The organism is Legionella massiliensis (genome assembly GCF_000756815.1).
Taxonomy (GTDB): domain Bacteria; phylum Pseudomonadota; class Gammaproteobacteria; order Legionellales; family Legionellaceae; genus Tatlockia; species Tatlockia massiliensis.
Genome location: NZ_CCVW01000001.1, coordinates 186,423 through 210,916 on the forward strand (window position 1 = coordinate 186,423; position 24,494 = coordinate 210,916).

Below are 24,494 nucleotides of genomic sequence, written 5' to 3' on the forward strand. Positions count from 1 at the left end.
AGGCCAACAGATATTTTCCGCCAGGAGGCTGGTATTTTAATGGAACTAAATAGTCTGAAACACTCAGCCATCCTAAGTCGGGAGCATATCGATAAAGCCCCCCTTCGCAGCAAGATATTTGATGAATTGGTTGATATGATTTATCGACACAATTTGTTCGCCATTACCACTCAATTAGTTGCTTCGCTAGGCCTGGTTATTGGTTTATGGCAAATTAATTCTCATCAGCTAATTATTACCTGGTTCATTTATATGTTAGCTGTCTATAGCTCCTGGTGTGCTATCACGCTTTATTATCGCCGCCAAAGTACCGCTTTCAGACAACATAACTGGCTAATATTATTGTCAATTTTTATTTTCCTTGCGGGAACTGGTTGGGGGTTTGCAGGCTCTGTTTTAATCCCCATAAATAATCTTATCCATCAAACCTTTGTAATAATTCTTATCGTTGCAATAACCTCGGGTTCTATTGCCTTTTTTTCACCAATGATTTTTATTTATGCACTATTCCTTTTTCCAGCCTTAATCCCCTTTGATATTTGGCTCTTTGCGCAGGGTGATATCTATATTCTTTTAGGCATATGCGGCCTGATTTATATGTTGATTATTTTCTCAAGCTGCTACTATCTAAATCGATTTTTGGTAGATACGCTAAAGCTACGCTATAAGAATATGAGTCTTGATACACTCAACCAATTATTAGAAACAAGAATAAATAATCGCACTGATGAATTAGAAAAATCGCTCGCACTGACCAAATCAACGCTGGAATCTACTGCCGATGGAATTCTAGTCCTGGATCTCAACGGAAATGTCGAATATTACAATCAGAAATTTTTAGATATGTGGCAGGTATCAGACTTATTCATCACCAGTCCTACGCTACAAACACTCATCGATGAACTCGTCATTAAAATTAAACAACCTGAAGAGTTTCGCGCAACCCTGGAAGAAATTAACAATAATCCTGCCCATGAGAACTTTAATGAGATTGTTGTCAGCGATAATAAGGTTTTTGAATGGTATTCCAAACCTCATTGGGTACGAAACTTAATTGCAGGACATGCCTGGAGTTTTCGTGATATCACTATCAGAAAACAGATGGAGCGCCAATTAGTCTATCAGGCTAATCATGACCTTTTGACTGGGCTACCTAATCGAACCTTACTCTACGATCGTATTAACTACAGTATCGCCTATGCAAGACGCTACCAGACCCAGCTCTTTCTCTTATTTCTCGACCTTGATAATTTTAAGTTAATTAACGACAACCTGGGCCATAATGTCGGGGATGTCCTATTGCAGGAAATTGCTCATCGCTTAAAAGATAACACCCGCGAATCAGATACCGTTTCACGCTTTGGTGGCGATGAATTTATTGTCCTGCTGATCACCAATCGATACGGAGATATCACCAAACTCTCACAAAAAATACTCGATGCAATTGCCAAACCCATACAACTTCATGACCAAGAATTCATAGTAACCGCAAGCATGGGTGTCTGCGTTTATCCTAATGATGGTGAAAACGCTGAAACCTTATTGAAGAATGCAGATATGGCGATGTATCTCGCTAAAAATCAAGGACGCAATAACTTTAAGCTTTATGATGAAACAATGAAAAAGCGCACAGAAAAAAGCCTGGAAATTCAAATAGAATTGCGCAATGCCTTAGCAAGAAATGAATTCTTTCTCCTCTATCAGCCAACTATAAACCTGAAAACAGGAGAAATCACCGGCGCCGAAGCACTTGTCCGTTGGAAACATCCACAGAAAGGAGTAATCCAACCGCTGCATTTTATCCCTGCCGCAGAAGAGTCGAGAATTATTGTCCTATTAGGTGAATGGGTCTTACGTAACGCTTGTTTGCAAAACAAAATATGGCAAAACATGGGATATAAGCCGATTAAACTCGCCATCAACGTCTCAGGCATACAACTAATGCGTGATAACTTTGCTGATTTTGTCAGACTCGCTTTGAATGATTCTCAACTGAATCCGGAATATATCGAACTTGAGTTAACAGAAAGTATTATTATGAATGACAAAAAACAAAACCTGCGCACACTGGAGAGACTTAAAGATATGGGGGTTTATTTAACCATCGATGACTTTGGTACTGGATACTCTAGCCTAAATTATTTACGTGAATTTCCGGTTAATAAACTTAAAATTGATCAATCCTTTGTCCGCGACTGTTACACGAGCAGCAATGACGCATCTATCATCACTGCAATAATAGCGATGGGGCATGGGCTCAAATTACGGGTGCTAGCAGAAGGCATCGAGACCATTGACCAATTAAATTTCCTGAAGCAAACAGGCTGTGATGAAGGCCAAGGGTTCTTTTTTGATCAACCAATGAGTGCAAAGGCCTTCACCAAACTCCTAGAGTCTGACTTTAATTACAACAAAACGAACAAAAATTAGTGATTTTCGATATTGTTTTCTAATCAGTTTGTGCTTAGAATTTGCATGGCTTGATTATTATTAAGGTATATAAATGAAAAAAATTAGCTCTAGCATAATCATGGTTTCAGTTTTACTTGGTGGTTGCGCGTCAATTAAGTTAGACCCTCAAGCAGCAAGAGTTATTGCCTCCCCCAATCCAGCACCTAAGGCTTGCAAATATGTCGGCCAGGTTGTGGGCAATCAAGGTAACTTCTTTACAGGTGACTGGACATCAAATGCCCATCTTGAAGAAGGCGCAATGAACGATTTGAAGAATAAAGCCAGTAGAATGGGCGCTAACTATATTCAAATGATCAACAGCCGTGCAGGAAACACAGGCTCCGCAAGTGGCTATAATGGCAGCTTTAGCGGCCATATGTCGCAAACCAATGTGACTAACATCGGCAATGCTTATATTTGCCCACCTAAGACCATTGGTCTTTAAACGCTTAAGCGCCTAGGCGCTAGCTAAGGTTTCCTTAGCCAAAGTCAGGCGCTTTTCCACCGCACCTAGCTCTGCTTGTAATTGCAAAACAGCTTGCGCATCACCACGAACTTTGAGTTGTGCTAGAGTTTTCTCTAGCGCCTCTCGTTGAGAATTTAAAAGGTTGATGTCTTTTTCTAAGGCTTGTATCCACTGCTGGCGAGTACTGATCTTATCTAAACCAAAGCCTTTCTTTTCTTCTGTCTTCGGTTTATTCGCCTGTAGGTGACAAAGAGCGACTAAAACTGAAATTTTCTGCTTAATACGTTCGGCAAGATACTGGGCTGAACGCTGATTTTTTTGTGCTGCCAACTGTTGTATATCTGCCTTAATTTCAGCAATGCAGCTTGCAGCATTCATATCAAGCGAAGTATGGAATAATCCTTTGGGTAAGGCACTTATCGGCAAAGCACAGCCCAAAGAACTGATTTTCCATTCTAATTCTGGCAAACGAGCTGCCAATTCTTGCAATAAGATCTTAGCATTCATTGGGTTAGGCACTTAATCCAAGCAAGGCTCTGCATCTGCTTGCAGCAGGGATAGACGATAACGATTTTGGCGCCAGGTTGCTATAAAAGGGGGTGAACACATGACCAGAAGCCCAATAATCAAGGTCATTTCATAACGAAATATATTACCGACATTAATACCATCAGGCGGCATAAAGCTAACAACCAAAGTAGTTGACGCACCAATAATGCCTATACTAGCAACTAGCAGCATACCAAATAAACCACCGGGAATACGGAAAGCCCTTGGGTGGTCAGGGGCGCTAATACGCAATTTAATTGCAGCGGCAAACATTAATAAATACATCAGCATATAGAGTTGCGCAGCTAAGGCGGTTAACAACCAATAAGAGCCATTAACAGAAGGCATAAACAGAAATAAGGTAGAAAGGATGGTTACGATAACAGCCTGAGTCAACAGCATGACGACCGGCGCTCCTTGACTATTAGCTCTTAAAAAGAACCTTGGTAGATTACCGTCTTCACCCGCAACCAATAATCCCTTTGTTGGAGCAATAATCCAGTTACTAACACCACCAAGACCACCCATAACCAGCATCAAAGCGATAATTGGCATAAACCAGACAAGGTGGTATTGGGCAAAAAAGGCGTCAAAGGCTTGCATAATACCAGCAACCAGGTTGATATCTTTTTGTGGTAAAACGACTGCGATAGCCAGAGAACCTAAGATCAGGGTACTCAAAATAATCAATACGGAATAAGTCAAAGCCCTTGGAAAAGCGCGTTGGGGATTATTCACATCATTAGCATGAACGGTCGCAATTTCAATCCCACAGAAGGACATCATAATTGCAGTTAATGAGACCCAAAGTGATTGGTCATGCCAGTGTGGGCTAATGCTTTGCGTATCAAACTTTACCTGCAAAGGATTGCCGCCAACAATCCAGGCCGCACCTAGACCAATAATTAAAGCCATTGGCAATAATAAGCCGGAAAGTGCACAAATATTACTAAACAAAGCAGAGGAACGCATACCACGCATGTTGACTAATGTCGCGCCCCAAAAGGCACAAACGATCACCAGCCATAGAAAATAAGGGTTTGAGGCCATTGCAGGGTTGATCAGATAACCAATCGTGCCCGCAACAAAGGAGAGAATTGTCGGATACCAGATTACATTTTCAATCCACTGTAGCCAGATCGCTAAGAAACCAACCTGCTTACCGAATGCTTCTTTTACCCAAATATAAATACCACCTTGTTTTGGCCATCCAGAAGCCAATTCAGCGGAGACTAACGCTGTTGGGATTAAAAAAAACAAGGCGCCCATGATAAAAAAAGAAATTAACTGACTGCCAAACAAAGCGGTTGCTGGCAAATTGCGAATACTATCAACTGAACCTACGGTAATCATGGTCAGGCTAAATATGGTCAACGCATGCTTATTTGAGCTCATTGCATTCCTTCTCTTGCTGTTGCAACTATTTGTCAGATCTTGTGCCATTGCTGGATCCTGCAGCCAGGCTGCGGGAAGTCGGGATAAAACTGGATTTCTCTTTTGTCCCAGACAAACAAAGTATCTTCTCTTTTGTAGGGGACAATCTTCTTAACCATTCCGAATTCCCGCAGCTTGACCGCGGGATCTATGCACTTAACAGCACCGCCAGATCCCGCAGTCAAGCTGCGGGAATTCGAGATAATTAGAATTCGTCCCGTACAAAGGTACCTTCTATTGTATCGAGATTAGCTTAAGATAATCTTAATAATCGTGTAAAAAATAATCAAAACCACCTTACTCTACTCGAGTCTAATCTATTTGTAAATTCCCTGACATTGTATTATAGGTATACTTTTTGCATTTATAGGAAAATGCCAAGCGCTTATGAATACCAATTTTCTTTTCAATATCTTTATCTTTCTGGCAGCAGCATGCATTATTGTGCCACTCGCCAGCCGATTCAAGCTCGGTTCAATATTGGGTTATCTAATCATTGGTATCCTTATAGGGCCTTTTGGCTTTCGCCTGATTGGCAACGCTGAAGAAATTATGCATTTTGCCGAGTTTGGCGTAATCATGATGCTCTTCCTTATCGGTATGGAGCTTGAACCAGAAACCTTGTGGCGACTACGCAAGGCGATTATTGGCCTGGGTAGTTTGCAGGTTCTTCTTACCACCCTGCTCCTTAGTTTTGCGGGCATTAGTCTGGGCTACGACTGGCGAATTAGCCTGGCAGTTTCCATGTCCTTGTCCTTATCGTCAACAGCACTTGTTTTGCAAATGCTGCATGAAAAAAACATGATGAACACCCCTTCTGGTGAAACATCGTTTGCTGTCCTGCTCTTTCAAGATATTGCTGTTATTCCCATCCTAATTATCATGCCCTTGTTAGTTGCTCCAGGTATTACTCCTGTACACTCTACCGGCTTACTCGATGCTCTTCCCGGTTGGGCGCAGGCAGGAATTATTGCAGCGGTTATTGGAACAGTAATTGTTGCCGGCCATTATCTATCGCATTATTTTTTCTTCATCATTGCCCAAACCAATCTACGTGAGGTCTTTACTGCAACCTCTTTGGCACTCATTGTGGGTATCACCTTATTAATGCAAGCGATCGGTGTTTCACCCGGGCTGGGAGCCTTTGTTGCTGGTGTTGTACTTGCCAGCTCAGAATATAAACGAACCTTGGAAACCGATATCGAACCGTTTAAAGGCTTATTGCTGGGATTATTTTTCATCTCTGTTGGGATGAGGATGGATTTTTCAATCCTGGCGCAACAACCGCTTAATATCCTTAGTACTGTGATGTTTTTCATTGCCATTAAAGCCTTAGTCCTCATAGTTCTTGGCCGTTTTTTTGGACTCACTCGCTTACAAACTATCGGCTTTGCCCTTGCTCTCTCCCAGGGGAGTGAGTTCGCCTTTGTTCTATTTCAGTTTGCCAGTACATCCAAAGTAATCTCTGAGAACTTAGCCAGCTTCTTTATTCTTGCAATTGCCCTGTCTATGGCTGCTACCCCCTTACTCATGATGCTTTATTCACGCCTGGTAGTACCTCGTTTTATGAGCGCTATTCCCCAGCGATATGACACAATCAATGAGCAATCAGCTATTATCCTTGCTGGTTACGGACGTTTTGGTCAGGTTATTGGCCGTTTCCTGGCTGCACAGGGAGTTAAACTGACTATATTGGAAAAGGATCCAGAGCAAATTGAATTGCTGCGTAAATTTGGTTTTAAGGGTTATTTTGGTGATGCCTCAAGACTTGACCTACTGAAAAATGCTGGAGCTGATAAAGCAAAACTTATGATTGTTGCCGTAGACGACCCAGATACCTGCCTGGAAATAGCTAGACTCGCGAAACACGAATTTCCCCAACTCAAAATTTACTCCAGGGCACGCAATCGCCGACATGCCTATGAACTGGATAAAGCCGGTGTAGATTATTTTAAGCGCGAAACCTTTGATTCAGCCTTATCAATGGCACAAGATATCATGAAGTTTCTTGGCTATAGTCCCGAAAGTATGCGAAGAAAAGCGCGAACCTTTGCTCAACACGATGAGGCCTCTTTATTAAAGTCCTTTGAGTTTTTTGAGAAAGAGCCTGAGCTAATTAACTTTGCCCGACAGGCCTCAGGGGAGCTTGAAAGAATATTGCAAGACGATCAATCTACTTCTGGACAGTCTAAAAAGAACAAGGAATAGATACTCCTCTCGTCATCCAGAGCGCAGTGAAGGATCTCCGGAATTAACACTGTGCCACATTCAGGAGATCCTTTGCTGCGATCTGGATGACGGGTCAGGCTGCATTAGGATGACAGATTGCTAATTAGCCTCGTTAATTAATTCGCAGGGAAATTCTTTTATCAGCTTAGCTACACTATTAAAGGCAGCTCGTTGATACGCAGGCGAAATATCCTGAGTTAGATGGCAACCCATTTCATTGATGACCTGCTTAATTGGTAGCTTGTTATAACATTTTTGCAACACACCGAAAATCACGCCGGTATCATGCTCACCAACAAGGCAATGCACCAGAACATTGCCCTCACTATTCGCTATGGTTTTGGCAATTTGGGCTATTTGCTTGTTTAAAGCGGGAATTTGCGAGGGCTCTACATGCGTTGTGAAAAAATCCTGAATTTGTATGTATTCTTTACCGCCCACATCATTAAACACAGCCTTCTCCAGGGCAACTAATTCGCGATTATATCCACGCTTACCTGAATAAAGATTAACAATGGTATGCACCTGACGCTGCTCAACCAAACTTTTCATACACAAAGGCGCGCCTGCTAAATTTGCTGAACGATAAACAATTTTGTGCTTATTCCCAGGCAAATTAAGCACCGTTGCACCAAGATTCTGATCATGAAATAAGGCATTCACCAATTGTATATTTAAATCGTTGGTTTTCTTTATTGTTGCCGGAGTTTCCTTGCATTCGTTAATTGATTTAACTTGCAGGGTTGCAGGGAAATTTCGTTCGCAGGAAAAATTTGTCTGTGCATAGCTATTGGTAGAACAAAGGCTTGCAATGCACAACAGCCCTAAGAAACTTGTTTTTGTAGACACAGTCTTGCGCTCAAATTAATTATTTGTTTTAAGCATGACACAACTAATTGTAATAGCAACCCTCCCCTCTTTGGACACTGCCATTAAGTTAAGGACCATTCCCTAGCCTACGTCCCGCGACTTGTTCGCGGGACGTAGGGATTTTTTTAACTTAATGGCGGGCCCCCTTTGGGGCAGGGAAAAAAGGGCTTAGCGCTTGTGTGCCTCATAGCGGGCAACACTGCTTACAATTTCCTCTTTTGCAGCCTCAGGTCCTTCCCAGCCACTTAGCTTGACCCATTTACCTTCTTCTAAATCTTTATAATGTTGGAAGAAATGCTCTAAGGTCATTATTTGATGACGTGGTAAATCTTCGTAGGTTTTTACTGTGTCATATAATTTGCTTAATTTGGCAGTAGGAACAGCCAGCAGTTTGGCATCAATACCTGACTCGTCGGTCATCTTAAGCATACCGACTACGCGGCAAGGGATAACTGCACCACTAATCAAAGGGATTGGCGTGATAACCAAAACATCGACCGGATCACCATCCTCAGACAAAGTATGAGGAATGTAGCCGTAGTTTGCGGGATAAAACATTGCCGTTGATACAAAACGATCAACGAATAACGCACCGCTTTCCTTGTCTACCTCATATTTAACAGGAGCTCCATTCATGGGAATCTCGATAATGACGTTTATTTCATTGGGTACGTCGCGACCACTTTTGACATCCATCAGGCTCATTCTTATATACTCGCTCACTGAAATAAAGACGCGCTATTATGCGCAAATTAGCTGTAAAAGGCAAAATTCATTGATGAATTTTATCTAAATTAAATGGCATCCGTTCAGGGAGCATGTTTGAATCTTGGTGAAAATCTGTATTTGGCGTGAACGGTTATATCAAATAAAAACAGGATTTGTCGTCAATCCCTCAGTCAGGGTATAATCCCCCGTTTCGTCGCTAACTGGGATAATCATGGACTGTTTATTTTGTAAAATTGTAAGCGGAGAAATTCCTGCAAAAGTGGCCTTTGAAGATCCGGAAATTATTGTTATCCACGATATTAGACCGCAGGCACCAACTCATATGTTAGTACTGCCTAAACAGCATATTGCTACCATTAATGATGCAGATAGCAAAGATGAGCAGCTTCTAGGCCGCATGGTGCTTACTGCAAAAAAAATGGCGAGAGCTGAAAAGATAAGTGAAGTTGGATACCGTCTGGTTTTCAATGTTAATTCCGGTGGCGGGCAGGAAGTTTACCACATTCATTTACATGTATTGGGTGGCCGTCAGATGACATGGCCTCCAGGCTAGGACAGATATAATGCGTGAACTATACAAAAAGATTTTAGAAGAATTAGGCGAAGACGTTAATCGTGAAGGTCTTCGTGATACTCCCGAACGTGCGGCAAATGCTATTCGTTATCTTACAAAAGGTTATAATGAAAACCTTTCTGACATCATAAACGATGCTTTATTTGCGTCGGATATGGATGAAATGGTTATCGTGAAAGACATTGAATTATATTCCTTGTGCGAACACCATCTATTGCCCTTTATCGGTAAATGTCATGTCGGTTACTTGCCAAATGGCAAGGTGATTGGCCTATCCAAAATCGCGAGAATCGTTGATTACTATGCTCGTCGTTTACAAATTCAAGAGCGTTTAACCTCAGAAATCGCAACATGCATTGAATCAATTACTGGTGCTCGCGGAGTTGCTGTTGTGATAGAAGCCAAGCATCTCTGCATGATGATGCGTGGCGTGGAAAAGCAACACTCTATAATGACAACCTCTATCATGTTAGGTGAAATGCGCAGTCAGCAATCAAGCCGCAGTGAGTTCTTGCTTTTGGCAAAGGGTCAATGATCCATCGAATCTCTCTTCTCTTGATTGCGAGACGTGCCGTTTCGTGTCTATTCAAGCGAAGGTGCAGGCTGGGCTGGCCGGCCTCCTTTTATTAGTAGATGCAACAGCAAAAAGGGCTTTGTCGCGACAAAGCCCTATCTGAACTTATCTCCCCATAGCAAAAGAACTCGATTCTGCCTGCTCATCAGTATTCTTTTGTTCATTAGTCACTGGACCAAAGCGTTGTTCCTTGCGCCCACTCATTATTCTAAGAAGGGTTTGGTGTTGTTCCGCAAAATAGGTTTTCTCTGTACAGCTATCCACACGACTATCCAAATCAAGCCTTTCCTCATTCTCTGGGGCAGAGGCCAGGGTAATAGAATTATTAGATTGATTCGCAAGATATTCATCATAACCCTTTATATGATGAAAAATTTCTTCGTTATCGTGATAAATCGTATCAAAATTATTGGGACTTACTGTGTTATCAACAAAACTTTTAGCCTCTTCTTTGTCAATTCTGAGCATATCAAATGCAGTTTGCCCTTTTCCATTCTTTAAGTTTAGATCGGCTCCATGCTCAACCAGAAAATTAATAAATTCTATATCTCTTCTGGCACAGGCAAGATGCAAGGCAGTGCTTTTGTTAATAGACTTGAAAATTTCTTCATTGTAATCATTAGGATCAAGTTGCATTTTAATATTAATGTCTGCACCTAATGCAATCATTTCCTTTAACAAGGCAAGATTAGAAACTCCCAACTTTTCCTTATCAGATCTAATATCTCTGTACCCTTTACCAACAACTAAATGAATAGCAGATGTTCCCTTTAAGGAAATGGCATCAAGCATCTCTTTACAATAAGGTTTAGCTTTTACCACCTCTAAAAGCGCTAAAGCAGAGTCATTACAGGCATTAGCAACTAACCACATTAAAATGGTGTTGTCAAAAAATGTGAAATCTCGAGTATTTAAATCAATATTTAATTCATAAAAACCACGCATGAGAGACGAGGGTAAAGAGGGGCCAACTAAAAGAAAAGCGATAGGTTTTCTCCTATCCGTGAATGGGTGTACAGAAAACTCCTTGAGTTCACGTGTTTTATATGCCTTCAAATAATCATGCGTTATGGTGCTAAGAAGTATCTCTATTTCTGTTACTTCATTATTAGAGCTCAGAATATGAGAAAAAATCGTATCGGCAATAATCATCCATTCTTCGAGTTCCGGATACTCATCTCTATCAATTTTATTCAGGCATTTTTGTAAAAGACTTGTCCAATTATTACTAGGTTTCTTTATTAAGGGGTTATTTGTATTGATATGGTTTTTTAAGCGTATTATTTCTTCAACTGTAAGTGATGTGGTTTTTCTTGGTTCAAATTTTTGTTGCATGCAAACCTCTCCTGGGAACTAAAAATAAATAACCATTAGCGAGAAGCAAGAATGAAGGTCACGTGATTTGGAATGTCTTTGAAATCAAGTGATTGATGGGTGGTTTACCCATTCAAACATTGCTTCTAAGACAAACCTGTTTATTGATTAAAACTAGGAAAGTTCCAGTCCTCTATGTACAATCCGTTGTGAGAAGATAAGTCTTTATCTGGCAGGAATTTTATCTTTACGGTCAAATTATGTCCAGTTTGTTTTTTGATAATTTAACTAGCGAGGCCTAATCAAGCCTAGAATACCTTTGCTTTACCTCGGCAAACTGCTGGTCTGTATTCTTGTTGGGTTGTAGTTTTTTCCTGATTTGAATGGGACTGATACCTAAGTGAACGCCTATTTTTGAAGGCATATAATTCTTTGATTTGCTTCCATAACACATCAGGGCGCTAACCTTAAATCTCACAATAAGTACCAATCGATATTGCTTTATTATTAGGCAACTTAAAGAAATCAACATCCAGCTCTGAATTACGTAATAAGAATGAGAATAACCTCTTTTGCCACAAATAAAGCCGCTTTCTTTTCTTGCTAAGTGATAGATTGATTGCCTCGACAAAATAAATTGATTGTTCAATTTCAAATTCAAAGGGAAATAGTTCAACTCGATGGGCTGATTGTAAAACACGTGGGATGCAAATTGTCTGCATAAAGCCATAATGCAAAGTCAGGGTATAAATATTTTTACCTAATTTCTTCAACTCATAGCGCTCACTATCATGAATATAAGGATAATCCTCAATCGTTGTACTAATAATCACGACTTGTTCCGGCATAATACGATTCAATTTCAGATAATGGAGAAAACTTCCTCCGCTTTTGTCATAGGGATCTGTAATAAATATCGCCGTAACATTATCCAGATAATTTAATTTGGCAGGTTTTAAATCGGCAAGCAAATCAATTAGGTTCCCTTTATTCATATAATAGGAAGAGCGCAGTAGATTCATACCCTTTTCCCAGGTAATCATGATAATACTTGCTAGTGCTGCAAAAACCAGGGGAATCCAGGCGCCCTCCTCAATCTTATGAAGGTTAGCCCCCAGAAAGACTAAATCAATCACGCTAAACACAGCGAAAACTCGGATTACTTTGCCAATCGACCATTTCCAGTTCAAGTGGGCTACACACATAACAAGAAAAGCCACAATGATCATCACCAAATTTACAGACATTCCAAAAGCAGCAGCCAGTGCATCTGAACTTTGAAAAATAACAACTAATATAAGAGTCCCTACAGCCAAGATAAAATTGATTTGTGGCATATAAATCTGTCCTTTTTCCTGGACAGAAGTATGAATTATTGACAAGCGGGGGCAAATATTTAATAAAATCGCCTGCCTTGCTAAGGAGAAACTAGCTGAAATCACTGCCTGGGAAGCAATAATAGTTGCCAGGGTAGCAAGAATTAGCAGGGGATAGGCAAACCAAGATGGAGCAAGCGCATAGAAAGAATGAGAAATTGCTGCCGGTGACTGCAGTAAATTCGCGCCTTGGCCAAAATAATTCAAAAGCAACGCGGGTAAGGCAACTGCAAACCATCCTATACGTATGGGCAATCGGCCAAAATGCCCTAAATCGGCATACATTGCCTCTGCCCCGGTAATCACTAGAAATATACCACTTAATAATACATAGGCATGCCATCCGCCTTCACGAAAGAAGGCATAAGCATAATAAGGATTTATAGCTCGTAAGACCTCTGGGTTCTTGATGATTGCCCTTAGCCCTAAAACGGCGATAGTAATAAACCAGCAGAGAATAATAGGGCCAAAAGAGAACCCTATTTTGGCTGTACCAAAGCGCTGACAATAAAATAGAACAAGCAAGATTGTGAAAGAAATAGGCACGACCAGATAAGAAAATCCCGGTGAAATTACCCGTAAACCCTCGACAGCACTAATCACCGAAATAGCAGGAGTGAGCATGCCATCACCGATAAGAAGGCCAGCCCCTACCACGCCAATTAAGAAAAAGATGCGCGGGAATTTCTTTCCTTGCCGCCTTAGCAAAGAAACTAAGGCAAGAATGCCACCTTCCCCCTCATTATCTGCACTGAGGAACACGGTGACATAACGTGTTGAGATAACGAGTATCAATGACCAAAAAACGAGGGATAACACACCTAAGATATTGCCCGTATTCAAGGCAAGATGCGGCAAAGTTTGTTGCAGAGCATAGATAGGGCTGGTTCCAAGATCACCGTATACAATTCCTAAAGCAGCAAGTGAAAGGGACATAGCCTTTTTATTGTCTTGAACCGGCATCAAGGGGCACCATTAAAATTCCATTTAATAGAGTATAGCAATTACCCGTAGCGCGGGCTTCTATTAACGTCAGCTCGGGATAAGAGTCATTTAAAATCGAGAGAAATCAAAGTAATCGAGGCAAAAGCCCAAAAAACGCAGGACTAGCAGGGCTAATTCGAGCATTTTTGGGCGCTTTTAACGGTAAGTACTTTGATTTATTGAAGAGTTTAAATGATTCTTATCCCGAACTGACGTTATTATCCTCCTGAAAAACCTGGAGCCTTAATAGCATGATAATGATCTATAGCAACAATATTTTTTTCTTTTCTAAAAAACATCTGGTTACCAGGCAGAGCTGTGTTGTATAAGTTACTTTGCTTTTTTTCCATGAATTGGAGATAACTAGCTTCCCCTTTGGCTAAATCAGCTGCTCCACCTTGGTAATCTCCTAGCTGACGTTTAATACTGCCTCGAGAGTAAAAAGCCATGCCATCGTCTGGGTTTAACCTAATTGCTTCGTTTAAATCGTCTACCGCACTCCCCAAAATACCTAGCCTGAACTTCACCCTCCCGCGAGTGCAATATGCTGTACTATCGTTTGGGTTAAGCCGAATCGCGACAGTCAAATCGTCTACTGCCCCATCCAAAATACCTTGTCTGAGTTTTATCTTCCCTCGGATGCAATAAGCTGTGCTATTGTTTGAGTTGAGTCTAATCGCTTCGGTTAAGTCTTCTAAGGCACTATCTAAAAGACCTAATCTAAATTTCACTTGGCCTCGAGTGCTTAAGGCTATGTTATCGTTTGGGTTAAGTCTAAGCGACGCATCTAAGTCTGCTAATGCACTATCTAAAAGATCTAATTTGAATTTCAGCAGGCCTCGGGTGCCTAAAGCCACACTATTGTTTGGGTTATACCTAATTGACTGAGTTAGGTCGACTAATGCATCATCGAAAAGACCTTGTTTGACTTTCACCAAGCCTCGAGTACATAAAGCAGAACCATCGCTTGGATTAAGCCTAATCGCTTCGCTTGAGTCAGCTAACGCCCCATCCCAAAGACCTAGTTTTAATTTTGCCCAGCCTCTAGTACTGAATGCTAAGCTAGAGTTTGGGTTAAGCCTAATTGCTTCGGTTGCCTCAGCTATGGCTCCCTTGAGATTGCCCTGCATGATTTTCATATTGCATTGACTGACATAATTAAAACTATTAAAGGTTAAATCTAAGTCTCTTAAGAAAGCATCGTTTAAGTTAATTAGCTTATCTTCTAATTCACTTTGAAGGCTTAAAGTACTCCAAATTTGGGGGTTAGCTTTAATTTTTTTATTTAATTGATCTATCGACTCATTATCCCGGGGTTGAGAAATTTCGGAAATTTTACGTTTCATAATTGATCTGCATTTATTAAAACTGAGCAGGGAGTTTAATACTTAAAGTTATTAGACAAGTACCGTATAAAATACGATATACATGTCTGACGGGCCACCTAGATAATTGAAGATAAGAACACAGTACTATTATCCAGCAACTCTTGCTAAGCAGGACCTGAACAGGCTTTGTTGCGTGGGTTGAATGTAGGGACAAGGAGAAGCGTAGACTGGGTATTAGAAATAAATTAATCCTAAAAACCATTCGGGCGAGGGAGACATAAAAGCCTCCTTCGCCCAAATAGAAACTTGAGAGAGATAAGGCTTATTCTTCCTCAGAAGAATGTCCTTTAACTTCCTCTGCAGGCTCAACTTCGCCCACTTCCTCTATTGCTTCAGCCGCTGGTGCAGCTTCTTTAGGCGCTTCAGTCTGGGGCTTGTCTTTCCATTCCAGTTTTACGCGACCCTGCTTATCAACACCGGCAACAAACACCTCAATCTCTTGGCCTTCGCTTAATACTGATTCGACTTTTTGCGAGCGATCAGAGCAAATTTGAGAAATATGCAAGAGACCATCTTTACCCGGCAATAGATTGATGAAAGCACCAAAATCAACGATTTTGCTAACCTTCCCTTTATAAGTCTGACCAACTTCAATCTCAGCAATCAATGCTTTAATTTGTCGCTCTGCTTCTTCAAGAGCATCTGCGTCAGGAGAAAACAGTTGAACGACTCCAGTGTCATCAATATCAATCGAAACACCTGTACTTTCAATCAACCCTTTGATAGTCGCGCCACCCTTACCAATAATGGTACGGATTTTATCTTCAGCTACTTTCATAGTGGTGATTCTTGGGGCATGCTTCGATAACTCTTCACGATGCTCAGATAATGAATTATTCATTACACCGAGAATATGGGTTCGACCCGCTAAAGCTTGTTCCAGTGCCTGTTCCATAATCTCTTTGGTGATTCCAGTGATCTTGATATCCATTTGCAGAGCAGTAACCCCTTTTTCAGTTCCTGCTACTTTGAAGTCCATGTCACCAAGATGATCTTCATCACCTAAGATATCTGTTAACACAGCAAAACGGTCACCTTCTTTAATGAGTCCCATTGCAACACCAGCAACAGGTGCTTTTAGAGGAACACCGGCATCCATTAGAGCCAAACTGGTACCACAAACTGTTGCCATTGAGCTTGAACCGTTTGATTCAGTAATTTCTGAAACAATTCGCAACACATAGGGGAATTCACTTGCTGTTGGTAGCACAGCCATTAAACTTCGTTTCGCTAAACGACCATGGCCAATCTCGCGACGCTTTGGACTGCCAACCATGCCTGTTTCGCCAACTGAGTAGGGAGGGAAATTGTAGTGCAGCATGAAGCGGTCTCTTGACTCACCACTTAAACCATCCAGCATCTGAGCATCTCGCTCATTGCCTAGGGTTGCTACAACAATAGCTTGTGTCTCACCCCGAGTAAACAAAGCGGAACCGTGGGTTCTTTCTAAGAATTTGGTCCGGATTGCAATAGGACGAACTGTTTTGGGATCACGACCATCAATACGTGGCTCACCATCGAGAATACGGTTACGAACTATTGTCTTCTCCAAGTTACCTAAAACTTCTGCGATTGCTTCTGCTTTAAGCTCTTCACGCTCAGCAGCAATCGTCTCAACAATTTGCTGTCTAATTTCATCAAGTCGTTGATAGCGTTGTTGTTTGTCTTTGAGCAGGTAGGCTTCGGTTACCTGATTTGTACCTAGCTCAGCAACTCTAGTGTCCAATGCAGTATCAACCGGCGCAGGAGACCAATTCCAAGTTGTACGACCTACTTCTTTGGCTAATTCTCTAATAGTCTGAATAACACCTTTCATCATTTCATGACCGAATAGAACCGCACCTAACATGACTTCTTCGCTCAATTCAGAGGCTTCTGATTCAACCATCAGAATTGCTTCATCAGTTCCAGCAACAACCAAATCTAGGTCTGACTCTGCAATCGCTTTATGCCCTGGGTTTAACTGGTAAACACCATCCTTATAACCTACTCGCGCAGCACCAATTGGTCCTAAGAAAGGAATTCCAGAGATTGCTAATGCAGCGGAGGCACCAATCATGGATACGATATCAGCTGGAACCTCGGGACTATGTGACATAACTGTTGCGATGATTTGTATTTCATTGCGGAAACCATCTGGGAACAGAGGACGAAGAGGTCTATCCATTAAGCGTGAAGTTAAGGTTTCATTTTCGCTAGGGCGTCCTTCACGTTTATTAAAACCACCAGGAATTTTACCTGCGGCGTATGCTTTTTCCTGATAATTCACTGTTAATGGGAAAAAGTTATTGTTTTCGGCCCCTTCTTTTCGGCCAACGACCGTGACCAAAACCTGAGTACCTGCCATAGACGCAAAGATTGCGCCATCGGCTTGCCTTGCAACTTCTCCTGTTTCAAGCACAAGCGTATGTTCACCGAATCTTACTTCTTTAGTGATTTTAGCCACGTTCACCTCTTTAAATTGTAATCTTAAAAACCGTAGTGAGATTCACTACGAGCTGCTACTACAAGCCTCTAACCCTTGGAATACAGCTGCCAAGTACTGATCGACTTAGCGTATTGAATCTACAAACTTATTTTGTCATTTTCTACGCGGCTAAACGTCATTATTCTACAACAAAATAAGTTTGTATCCTCAATACATTAAACGGATTTACCAGCTTTGCAACCGTCTTATTCAGATTAGGGCTTCAACCTTAAATTCGTAACTGTTCACGCCTATTCACAGAAAGTCTGTATTTGGCGTAGGTTACAGTTTCAACTACTTTTCTAGGTTAAATCTTATAACAAAAAAGGCGCATAAAACTGCGCCTTTCATTTTGATTAGAAAATTGAGCAAGTCAGTTTCACTGAACATCGCTCGATAAATCAATAAGAATCTCTCAAGCCCAAACTTTGGATTAGAGTTTGATAACGAGCTTGATCATTCCTTTTCAAATATTTCAGCAACTTGCGGCGCTTGTTTACTAACTCTTGCAAGCCTCTGCGTGAATGAAAATCTTTCTTGTTATCTTTAAAATGTTCTGTTAAGTACTTGATACGACCAGTCATCAAAGAAACCTGGACTTCAGGCGAACCAGTATCTTTGTCTGCTCGCTTGTATTCATTAACAATTTCTGCTTTTTGTGCGCTCGTTAGCGACATCGTTCACTCCTGGAGATAAGCTATGTGTTCTTTCAAAGGGGAGCATTCTACCAAGGCCTAAAGTCATACACAAGTATTAGATGATAATTTGTGCAATATTTTATTAAACCTGTTGCCCCGCTTCACTCTTGCGTACTATTAACTAAAAGCTAATAGCCGCTTGACCGACAAATTGCTAGCTGAATCCACTTCTCCTAAACCAACAAAGACTGCTCCTTCAATATAGAGCCGAACACAGCCTTCTAATTCAGTTGTAACAATCCTGTCTAATACCTTCCCCTGACGCAGAGCTAAAAGTTCATCAGCCTTGAGCTCAAGTTTAGGTAAATAATTCACTGCCCGCTCCATTGGCAGTAAACAATTCATTAGTTCTGACGGGGACTTATTTTGCAATTCAGCAAGTGTATACATTTCTTCGTCAGCAAAACCAGCTGTATGCGTACGATGCAATCGCGTTACATGCGCACCTACGCCAAGCTGCTCGCCAATATCCTCAACCAAATTACGAATATAAGTTCCTTTTGAGCAAGTAACATCGATATCAAACTGTGTCCCATCAAAGCTTTGCAAATCTAGCTTATAGATTTTAATATCTCTTGCCTCACGCTCTATTGCGATTCCCTCACGGGCATATTTATAAAGTGGGGTTCCTTTGTGTTTCAAGGCGGAGTACATAGATGGTACTTGCTTAATCGAACCTTTGAACTGATTTAAGGCCTTCTCCAATTCATCCTTTGTGATATCGAAAGAAGATAGGCTTGCAATAGTTTCCCCTAAGGCATCACCCGTCGTTGTTTTAATACCCAGTAAACCCGTCGCCTCATAAGATTTATCAGCATCAAGCAAGTATTGGCAAAACTTAGTTGCCTCGCCGAAACAGATAGGCAACATTCCAGTTGCTAATGGATCCAAGCTGCCGGTATGCCCAGCTTTCTTTGCATTAAACAAGCGTTTAACCTGTTGTAATAGGGCATTGGATGACAGTCCTTGCGGCTTATTAACCAGTAAAATTCCATTCACGGCTTGTTTGGGTTCAGCTTTGCTCATCATCTTCATTAGCTGGATTTACATCATCGATTAAACGGCTTAGTCGCCTGCCGTATTCGATAGACTCATCATAGATAAAATGCAGTTGCGGAACAGTACGAAGCTTCACACTGCGGGCAAGTGCCGTTCTTAGATAGCTTGCTGCTGAATTGAGGATCGCTGTTGTTTGCTTAATGTTTTCATCAAGGACAGTAAAATATACTTTCGCATGACTCAAATCCGCCGCCACTTTTACAGACGAAATAGTTACAAAAGCAGGTAAACGTGGATCTTTAATTTCCTGCTGGATTAGTTGCGACAGCTTGCGTTGCATCATTTCTGCAACGCGATCTGTGCGTTTAAACTCATTACTCATAAATCACGCTTTATTTCAATTGTTTCGAACACTTCGATAAGATCGCCGGCCTTAACATCATTATAGTTCTTCACACCGATACCGCATTCAAATCCCTGACGAACTTCAATGACATCGTCCTTGAAACGGCGTAATGATTCTAAGGTTCCCTCATAAATCACGACATTATTTCTGAGTACCCGAATTGGATTATTACGTTTAATGGTACCTTCTACAACCATACATCCCGCAATCGCGCCTATTTTTGGTGAACGGAAAACATCACGGACTTCAGCTATACCGATAATCTCTTCTTTAAATTGCGGTGCTAGCATACCGGTTAGGGCACCTTTTACCTGATCAACAATGTCGTAAATAACGCTGAAATAGTGTAAAGAGACTGCTTCTTGTTCTGCTAAACGTTTAGCACCACCATCAGCACGTACGTTGAAACCGATTAAAATCGCATTGGATGCAATAGCTAGATGTACATCTGACTCAGTGATTCCACCCACACCACTAGCAATAATTTCAACCTTCACTTCATCTGTTGAAAGCTTGACTAGGGCATCGGCAATAGCTTCGACAGAACCCTGCACGTCTGCTTTTAGGACAACATTCAAAACTTTCACTTCGGCTGTTGTCATATTCTCGAAAATACCTTCCAGCGAGGTTTTTTGGCGTCTGGCCAATTTAACATCTCGGAATTTTCCTTGACGGAACAAGGCTACTTCACGTGCACGTTTCTCATCGGGAACAACAACTGCTTCATCACCAGCATGAGGAATTGCTGAAAGGCCAAGCACTTCGACCGGAGTTGAAGGGCCGGCACTATCAACTAAACTACCGTTATCACTCACTAGCGCACGAACACGGCCATATTGCAGACCAGCCAGGATGATATCGCCTCTATGTAAGGTTCCACTTTGGACAAGAATAGTTGCTACAGGACCACGCCCCTTATCCAAACGGGATTCAATAACGACTCCTTTCGCAGCACCATCAGTATTAGCTCTAAGCTCCAGTACCTCTGCTTGCAATAAGATAGCATCTAATAATTCATCGATGCCAAGTCCGGATTTTGCAGAGATCTGCGCAAACATCGTATCGCCGCCCCAAGACTCAGGAATAACATCATAGCCAGACAGCTCATTCATCACTCGCTCTGGATCAGCACCAGGCTTATCCATTTTGTTTATCGCCACAATAATGGGCACATTAGCGGCTTTAGCATGTTGCACAGCTTCTATAGTTTGTGGTTTTACCCCGTCATCGGCAGCAACAATTAGAATAACGATATCTGTTGCTTGCGCTCCACGAGCACGCATTGCAGTAAATGCCGCGTGGCCCGGTGTATCCAGGAAAGTAATATCACCTTTCGGGGTACTGACATGATAAGCACCAATATGCTGAGTAATCCCGCCCGCTTCGCCGGCTGCAACCTTTGTTCTTCTGATATAGTCAAGCAAAGAGGTTTTACCATGGTCTACGTGTCCCATAATCGTTACCACTGGTGCACGTGCTGCTAATTGACTACCTTTTGTTAATGCATCGCCCAAATTATCTTCAATAGCGTCTTCTTTTAATAAATGTGGTATATGACCCATTTCTTCAACAACGATAACCGCTGTATCTTGATCAATAACCTGGTTGATTGTTGCCATGGCACCCAGGCCTATCATCACTTTGATAACCTCAGCAGCCTTAACAGACATACGTTTGGCAAGCTCAGCAACGGTAATTGTCTCTGGTATTGCTACATCACGGACTACAGGAGTTGTAGGCATAGCAAAACCATGAGTTAATGCTTCTTCAGCTTCACGATATTTCTCAGATTTCTCATTACCTTTACGCTTCTTAACTTTTGAACGCTTGTGACGGACCTGCATGCCTCGATCATCATCATCACGCTCAGCCATTTGATATTTGCCGCCTTTTTTCTTGCCTTTCTTAAAGTCACTATCGGATTCTACCTCAGACTTATCGATGTGCTTTTTCTTAACTTTCTCGACCTTCACTTCTTCGGCAAGTTGAACTACAGGCTCATTAGTAATATCTGCGGATTGGCCAAGAAGATCTTCAGCTAAGTTTCCAGGCTCTGTCTGCTCGCCCTCGGAAGGAGTTGCTGCTTGTGCTGTTTCTTCAAGTTGTTCAATTGGTTGGCTATTTTCCGTAATCTCACTCTGTGCTTCCTGCACTACATTTGCTTCAGCCTCAGTTGCTAGGATTGAGATGTCGTCCACAGCTGCGTCTTCATGAGCTGATAAATGCTCATCAGCCATCTCTGCTTCATGCTCATGTTGCGACTCAACTAATGAACTACGTTTCACATAGGTTCGCTTCTTACGTACCTCAATATTTACAGTCTTGCCGCTATGTACATCATGACCAAGTTTTACCTGAGTCAAACTCTTACGCTTCAACGTAATACGCTCTGGGGTCGTTCGTGTATCTCGGTTAGTACTGCTCTTTAAATGAGTGAGTAAAATTCGTTTTTGTTCCTCATTGACCGTCTGGTTATCATCAGTAAATGATAATCCTGCTTCCTGTAACTGGGTCAATAGGCGTTCAACAGGGATACCAACGACCTGCGCCAATTGTTTAACCGTCACATCAGCCATAAATTTAACCCCCCTTCGGCAACCTCTTATGATAGAGGATTGCTCTGATAATGATTCTAATGCTGCAAACTCAGCGTAAAAATTATAATTGCTAAAGCTAAATCGGTTTTGCTAAAAACCTAGTTTCTTACAGCTTATTTAAACCATGGTTCACGCGCTTTCATAATTAGCTCGCCAGCTTTCGCTTCAGTCATGCCTTGAATATCAAGTAACTCATCAACTGAATGTTCTGCAAGCTCATCCATCGTTGTAATACCTTTTGCAGCAAGGCTTACAGCCAACTCTTCGGTCATTCCTTCCATTGTAAGTAATGAGTCTGAAGGGCTACCTGCAAGACCTTGGCCTGAAGTAAGTGCTTGTGTCAATAAGGTATCATTTGCGCGATTACGCAGTTCTTCAACAATATCTTCATCGAACTCTTCAATAGCCATTAACTCTTCTTTAGGTACATAAGCTATTTCTTCAAGAGAAGAGAAACCGTGCGCAACTAAAAGACTGGCAATTTCTTCATCGATTTCCAGAGCAGAAGTAAACAGGTTAACTATTTTGCTGGATTCTTCCTGGCTCTTAGAATTAAATTCTTCAACTGTCATAACATTCAAGGTCCAGCCGGTCATCTGACTAGCCAATCTAACATTTTGACCATTTCGGCCAATTGCTTGTGACAATTGATCTTTTTGTACTGCTAAATCCATTGTATGGCTATCTTCATCAACAACAATCGATGTAATTTCTGCAGGAGCCATTGCATTAATAACTAACTGGGCAGGATTATCGTCCCACAGGATGATATCTACACGCTCACCGCCTAATTCACTAGAAACTGCTTGAACCCGCGCACCCCGCATACCTACACAAGCGCCAACTGGATCTATACGGCCATCATTTGTTTTAACAGCAATTTTGGCGCGGTTTCCTGGCTCACGTGCTGCGGCCTTGACTTCAATAACGTTCTCACCAATTTCAGGCACTTCTATGCGAAACAACTCCACAAGCATTTCGTTGCGAATACGGCTTACAAACAACTGAGGGCCTCGTGATTGCGGGGTGATATCATATAGATAAGCACGAACTCGATCATTCGGTCTAAACATCTCATTAGGCAGCATTTCATTACGTGGTAAAAAGGCTTCAGCCTTACCGCCCAAGTCAATGATAATGTTATCGCGGGTAACTTTTTTGACAGTACCGTAAATAAGCTGGCCAAATTTATTTTTGAACTGATCAACGACCTGTTGTCTTTCTGCTTCACGCACCTTTTGCATGATAACCTGACGTGCAGTCTGTGCTGCAATGCGACCAAATTCTATTGAGGACATTGGCTCTTCAATACGACCGCCCATTTCAATTGTGGGTATACGCTCTCGAGCTTGTTCTAAGGTTAATTCTCTTTCAGGGAACTCTAAAGCGTCTATTTCGACGACATCCCAGTATCGGAATGTTTCATATTCCCCTGTTCGGGGGTCAAGTTTTACACGTACACCAATATCTTTATCTGTAAGTTTACGAGTGGCCGATTCAAGGGCTGCTTGGATTGCTTGCAAGACTACTTCTTTGCTCACACCCTTCTCGTTAGATAATGCCTCAGCAACTAATAACAATTCTTTGCTCATCGTTCGCCCCTCACTCACCAATCAAATTTGCTTTTACTATATGGGCAAATGGCAGCTCTAACTGCTCTTCACCAACTTTTAGTATCAATGTGTCGCCATTCATACCAACAATGGTTCCTACATATTTTCGACTTCCATTAATTGGTTTAAATAATTTAATTTTAATCTCACACCCTATAAAACGCTGATATTGTTCTTTGTAGAACAAAGGGCGCGGTACTCCAGGAGAAGAAATTTCCAGACTGTAATTGCCAGGAATTGGATCTTCCACATCAAGCATTGCGCTTATTTGCTTGCTGACACGCTCACAGTCTTCAATGCCTATACCATCTTCTTTATCGATATAAACCCGCAAGAGCGAATGCTTACCTTGTGAAAGGTGCTCACATCCCCATAACTCATACCCCAGATCAGCAACCAGAGGTTTTAACAACTCTTCAATTTCGTTTTGTATCATATGCTTCTCATTCGCCTGCTTTATCTAACACTAGACTTTAGCTCAGCTATTATGTCGAAATGATTTACTTGATTGATCGGACAGTAAGTAAGACTGCATTAGTCATTCATCCATCTGCTGCCTGGTATTTACAGTAGGTTGGAAGAACTTATTTCACTATGTCACAGCCTCGTGTTACCGGGTAGTACATAATAAAAAACCCCATAAATGGGGTTCTTAATAGTGGTAGCGGGGGCAGGATTTGAACCTACGACCTTCGGGTTATGAGCCCGACGAGCTACCAGGCTGCTCCACCCCGCATCAACTGAGGGCAAGTATACTCACCCTTCCCTAACATAGC

The 24,494-nt window shown here is 41.7% G+C and carries 18 protein-coding genes, 1 tRNA gene and 2 pseudogenes; 5 read left to right on the forward strand and 16 right to left on the reverse strand.

The features are described from left to right. The first annotated feature begins 39 nt into the window (after nucleotides 1-39). Together BN1094_RS00835 and BN1094_RS00840 are read left to right on the forward strand one after the other, a co-directional pair. Nucleotides 40-2,430, forward strand: a complete 2,391-nt coding sequence (locus BN1094_RS00835) for a putative bifunctional diguanylate cyclase/phosphodiesterase (RefSeq protein WP_043872541.1) — start codon at nucleotides 40-42, stop codon at nucleotides 2,428-2,430. A 73-nt stretch (nucleotides 2,431-2,503) separates the two neighbouring features. Next, nucleotides 2,504-2,896, forward strand: a complete 393-nt coding sequence (locus tag BN1094_RS00840; RefSeq protein WP_043872542.1) for a DUF4156 domain-containing protein — start codon at nucleotides 2,504-2,506, stop codon at nucleotides 2,894-2,896. Nucleotides 2,897-2,908: 12 nt separating this feature from the next. Here the strand turns inward: BN1094_RS00840 and priC are convergent, their stop codons facing one another. Both priC and BN1094_RS00850 read right to left on the reverse strand, forming a co-directional pair. Beyond that, complete coding sequence (priC, locus tag BN1094_RS00845) at nucleotides 2,909-3,424, reverse strand: primosomal replication protein PriC (RefSeq protein WP_043873625.1); 516 nt, start codon at nucleotides 3,422-3,424, stop codon at nucleotides 2,909-2,911. A 12-nt stretch (nucleotides 3,425-3,436) separates the two neighbouring features. Further along, complete coding sequence (locus tag BN1094_RS00850) at nucleotides 3,437-4,861, reverse strand: APC family permease (RefSeq protein WP_043872543.1); 1,425 nt, start codon at nucleotides 4,859-4,861, stop codon at nucleotides 3,437-3,439. Between the two features lie 426 nt (nucleotides 4,862-5,287). On the opposite strand from BN1094_RS00850, the gene BN1094_RS00855 reads away from it, so the two are divergent. Beyond that, nucleotides 5,288-7,108 carry a monovalent cation:proton antiporter-2 (CPA2) family protein gene (locus BN1094_RS00855; RefSeq protein ID WP_043872544.1) on the forward strand — a complete coding sequence of 607 codons (1,821 nt, stop codon included), beginning with the start codon at nucleotides 5,288-5,290 and terminating at the stop codon, nucleotides 7,106-7,108. 120 nt (nucleotides 7,109-7,228) lie between these two features. Here BN1094_RS00855 and BN1094_RS00860 read toward each other — a convergent pair whose 3' ends face one another. After that, entirely contained in the window at nucleotides 7,229-7,978 is a 750-nt protein-coding gene (locus BN1094_RS00860) for a protein-tyrosine phosphatase family protein (protein WP_043872545.1), read from the reverse strand. 189 nt (nucleotides 7,979-8,167) lie between these two features. Beyond that, entirely contained in the window at nucleotides 8,168-8,704 is a 537-nt protein-coding gene (gene ppa, locus BN1094_RS00865; RefSeq protein WP_043872546.1) for an inorganic diphosphatase, read from the reverse strand. A gap of 235 nt (nucleotides 8,705-8,939) precedes the next feature. Between ppa and BN1094_RS00870 the strand changes: the two genes are divergently transcribed. Together BN1094_RS00870 and folE are read left to right on the forward strand one after the other, a co-directional pair. After that, nucleotides 8,940-9,281, forward strand: a complete 342-nt coding sequence (locus BN1094_RS00870; RefSeq protein WP_043872547.1) for a histidine triad nucleotide-binding protein — start codon at nucleotides 8,940-8,942, stop codon at nucleotides 9,279-9,281. 10 nt (nucleotides 9,282-9,291) lie between these two features. Then, the gene (gene folE / locus BN1094_RS00875; protein WP_043872548.1) at nucleotides 9,292-9,837 is read left to right on the forward strand and encodes a GTP cyclohydrolase I FolE; all 546 of its coding nucleotides are present in this window, start codon (nucleotides 9,292-9,294) and stop codon (nucleotides 9,835-9,837) included. A gap of 144 nt (nucleotides 9,838-9,981) precedes the next feature. On the opposite strand, the gene BN1094_RS00880 is transcribed toward folE, so the two are convergent. The 12 genes and pseudogenes from BN1094_RS00880 to BN1094_RS00930 all read right to left on the reverse strand — a co-directional run bounded on the left by BN1094_RS00880 (nucleotide 9,982) and on the right by BN1094_RS00930 (nucleotide 24,454). Then, complete coding sequence (locus BN1094_RS00880; RefSeq protein WP_043872549.1) at nucleotides 9,982-11,211, reverse strand: ankyrin repeat domain-containing protein; 1,230 nt, start codon at nucleotides 11,209-11,211, stop codon at nucleotides 9,982-9,984. A 446-nt stretch (nucleotides 11,212-11,657) separates the two neighbouring features. Next, nucleotides 11,658-13,529: a potassium transporter Kup gene (locus tag BN1094_RS00885; protein ID WP_043872550.1), complete on the reverse strand. Its 1,872-nt coding sequence runs from the start codon at nucleotides 13,527-13,529 to the stop codon at nucleotides 11,658-11,660. A gap of 239 nt (nucleotides 13,530-13,768) precedes the next feature. Further along, on the reverse strand, nucleotides 13,769-14,896 hold the full coding sequence (locus BN1094_RS00890) for a tetratricopeptide repeat protein (RefSeq protein ID WP_043872551.1): 1,128 nt from the start codon (nucleotides 14,894-14,896) through the stop codon (nucleotides 13,769-13,771). Nucleotides 14,897-15,200: 304 nt separating this feature from the next. Continuing rightward, the gene (gene pnp / locus BN1094_RS00895; protein ID WP_043872552.1) at nucleotides 15,201-17,384 is read right to left on the reverse strand and encodes a polyribonucleotide nucleotidyltransferase; all 2,184 of its coding nucleotides are present in this window, start codon (nucleotides 17,382-17,384) and stop codon (nucleotides 15,201-15,203) included. A gap of 422 nt (nucleotides 17,385-17,806) precedes the next feature. Beyond that, nucleotides 17,807-18,082 (reverse strand): 30S ribosomal protein S15, encoded by a 276-nt coding sequence (rpsO, locus tag BN1094_RS00900; protein ID WP_043872553.1) that lies wholly within the window; start codon nucleotides 18,080-18,082, stop codon nucleotides 17,807-17,809. Between the two features lie 138 nt (nucleotides 18,083-18,220). Beyond that, nucleotides 18,221-19,129 (reverse strand): tRNA pseudouridine(55) synthase TruB, encoded by a 909-nt coding sequence (gene truB / locus BN1094_RS00905; RefSeq protein ID WP_043872554.1) that lies wholly within the window; start codon nucleotides 19,127-19,129, stop codon nucleotides 18,221-18,223. Further along, on the reverse strand, nucleotides 19,116-19,484 hold the full coding sequence (rbfA, locus tag BN1094_RS00910; RefSeq protein ID WP_043872555.1) for a 30S ribosome-binding factor RbfA: 369 nt from the start codon (nucleotides 19,482-19,484) through the stop codon (nucleotides 19,116-19,118). Before rbfA ends, truB begins: the two co-directional genes overlap by 14 nt. Next, nucleotides 19,481-21,493, reverse strand: a pseudogene (infB, locus tag BN1094_RS00915) (translation initiation factor IF-2); the annotation flags it as partial. The pseudogene infB and the gene rbfA, both read right to left, overlap by 4 nt. Before the next feature lie 281 nt (nucleotides 21,494-21,774). Further along, nucleotides 21,775-22,084: pseudogene (locus tag BN1094_RS20240) on the reverse strand (translation initiation factor IF-2 associated domain-containing protein); the annotation flags it as partial. Nucleotides 22,085-22,218: 134 nt separating this feature from the next. After that, nucleotides 22,219-23,697, reverse strand: coding sequence for a transcription termination factor NusA (gene nusA / locus BN1094_RS00920; RefSeq protein WP_043872557.1), 1,479 nt, complete (start codon nucleotides 23,695-23,697; stop codon nucleotides 22,219-22,221). Nucleotides 23,698-23,707: 10 nt separating this feature from the next. Continuing rightward, complete coding sequence (rimP, locus tag BN1094_RS00925; RefSeq protein ID WP_043872558.1) at nucleotides 23,708-24,154, reverse strand: ribosome maturation factor RimP; 447 nt, start codon at nucleotides 24,152-24,154, stop codon at nucleotides 23,708-23,710. 223 nt (nucleotides 24,155-24,377) lie between these two features. Continuing rightward, nucleotides 24,378-24,454, reverse strand: a tRNA-Met gene (locus BN1094_RS00930). Between the last annotated feature and the right edge of the window lie 40 nt (nucleotides 24,455-24,494).

Coding starts and splice junctions, on each gene's coding strand:
- BN1094_RS00870 (WP_043872547.1), top strand. CDS start 8,940: ATGGACTGTTTATTTTGTAAAATTGTAAGCGGAGAAATTCCTGCAAAA.
- BN1094_RS00850 (WP_043872543.1), bottom strand. CDS start 4,861: ATGAGCTCAAATAAGCATGCGTTGACCATATTTAGCCTGACCATGATT.
- truB (WP_043872554.1), bottom strand. CDS start 19,129: ATGAGCAAAGCTGAACCCAAACAAGCCGTGAATGGAATTTTACTGGTT.
- BN1094_RS00840 (WP_043872542.1), top strand. CDS start 2,504: ATGAAAAAAATTAGCTCTAGCATAATCATGGTTTCAGTTTTACTTGGT.
- BN1094_RS00885 (WP_043872550.1), bottom strand. CDS start 13,529: ATGCCGGTTCAAGACAATAAAAAGGCTATGTCCCTTTCACTTGCTGCT.
- ppa (WP_043872546.1), bottom strand. CDS start 8,704: ATGAGCCTGATGGATGTCAAAAGTGGTCGCGACGTACCCAATGAAATA.
- rpsO (WP_043872553.1), bottom strand. CDS start 18,082: ATGTCGCTAACGAGCGCACAAAAAGCAGAAATTGTTAATGAATACAAG.
- BN1094_RS00855 (WP_043872544.1), top strand. CDS start 5,288: ATGAATACCAATTTTCTTTTCAATATCTTTATCTTTCTGGCAGCAGCA.
- BN1094_RS00880 (WP_043872549.1), bottom strand. CDS start 11,211: ATGCAACAAAAATTTGAACCAAGAAAAACCACATCACTTACAGTTGAA.
- rbfA (WP_043872555.1), bottom strand. CDS start 19,484: ATGAGTAATGAGTTTAAACGCACAGATCGCGTTGCAGAAATGATGCAA.
- BN1094_RS00835 (WP_043872541.1), top strand. CDS start 40: ATGGAACTAAATAGTCTGAAACACTCAGCCATCCTAAGTCGGGAGCAT.
- folE (WP_043872548.1), top strand. CDS start 9,292: ATGCGTGAACTATACAAAAAGATTTTAGAAGAATTAGGCGAAGACGTT.
- rimP (WP_043872558.1), bottom strand. CDS start 24,154: ATGATACAAAACGAAATTGAAGAGTTGTTAAAACCTCTGGTTGCTGAT.
- BN1094_RS00890 (WP_043872551.1), bottom strand. CDS start 14,896: ATGAAACGTAAAATTTCCGAAATTTCTCAACCCCGGGATAATGAGTCG.
- nusA (WP_043872557.1), bottom strand. CDS start 23,697: ATGAGCAAAGAATTGTTATTAGTTGCTGAGGCATTATCTAACGAGAAG.
- priC (WP_043873625.1), bottom strand. CDS start 3,424: ATGAATGCTAAGATCTTATTGCAAGAATTGGCAGCTCGTTTGCCAGAA.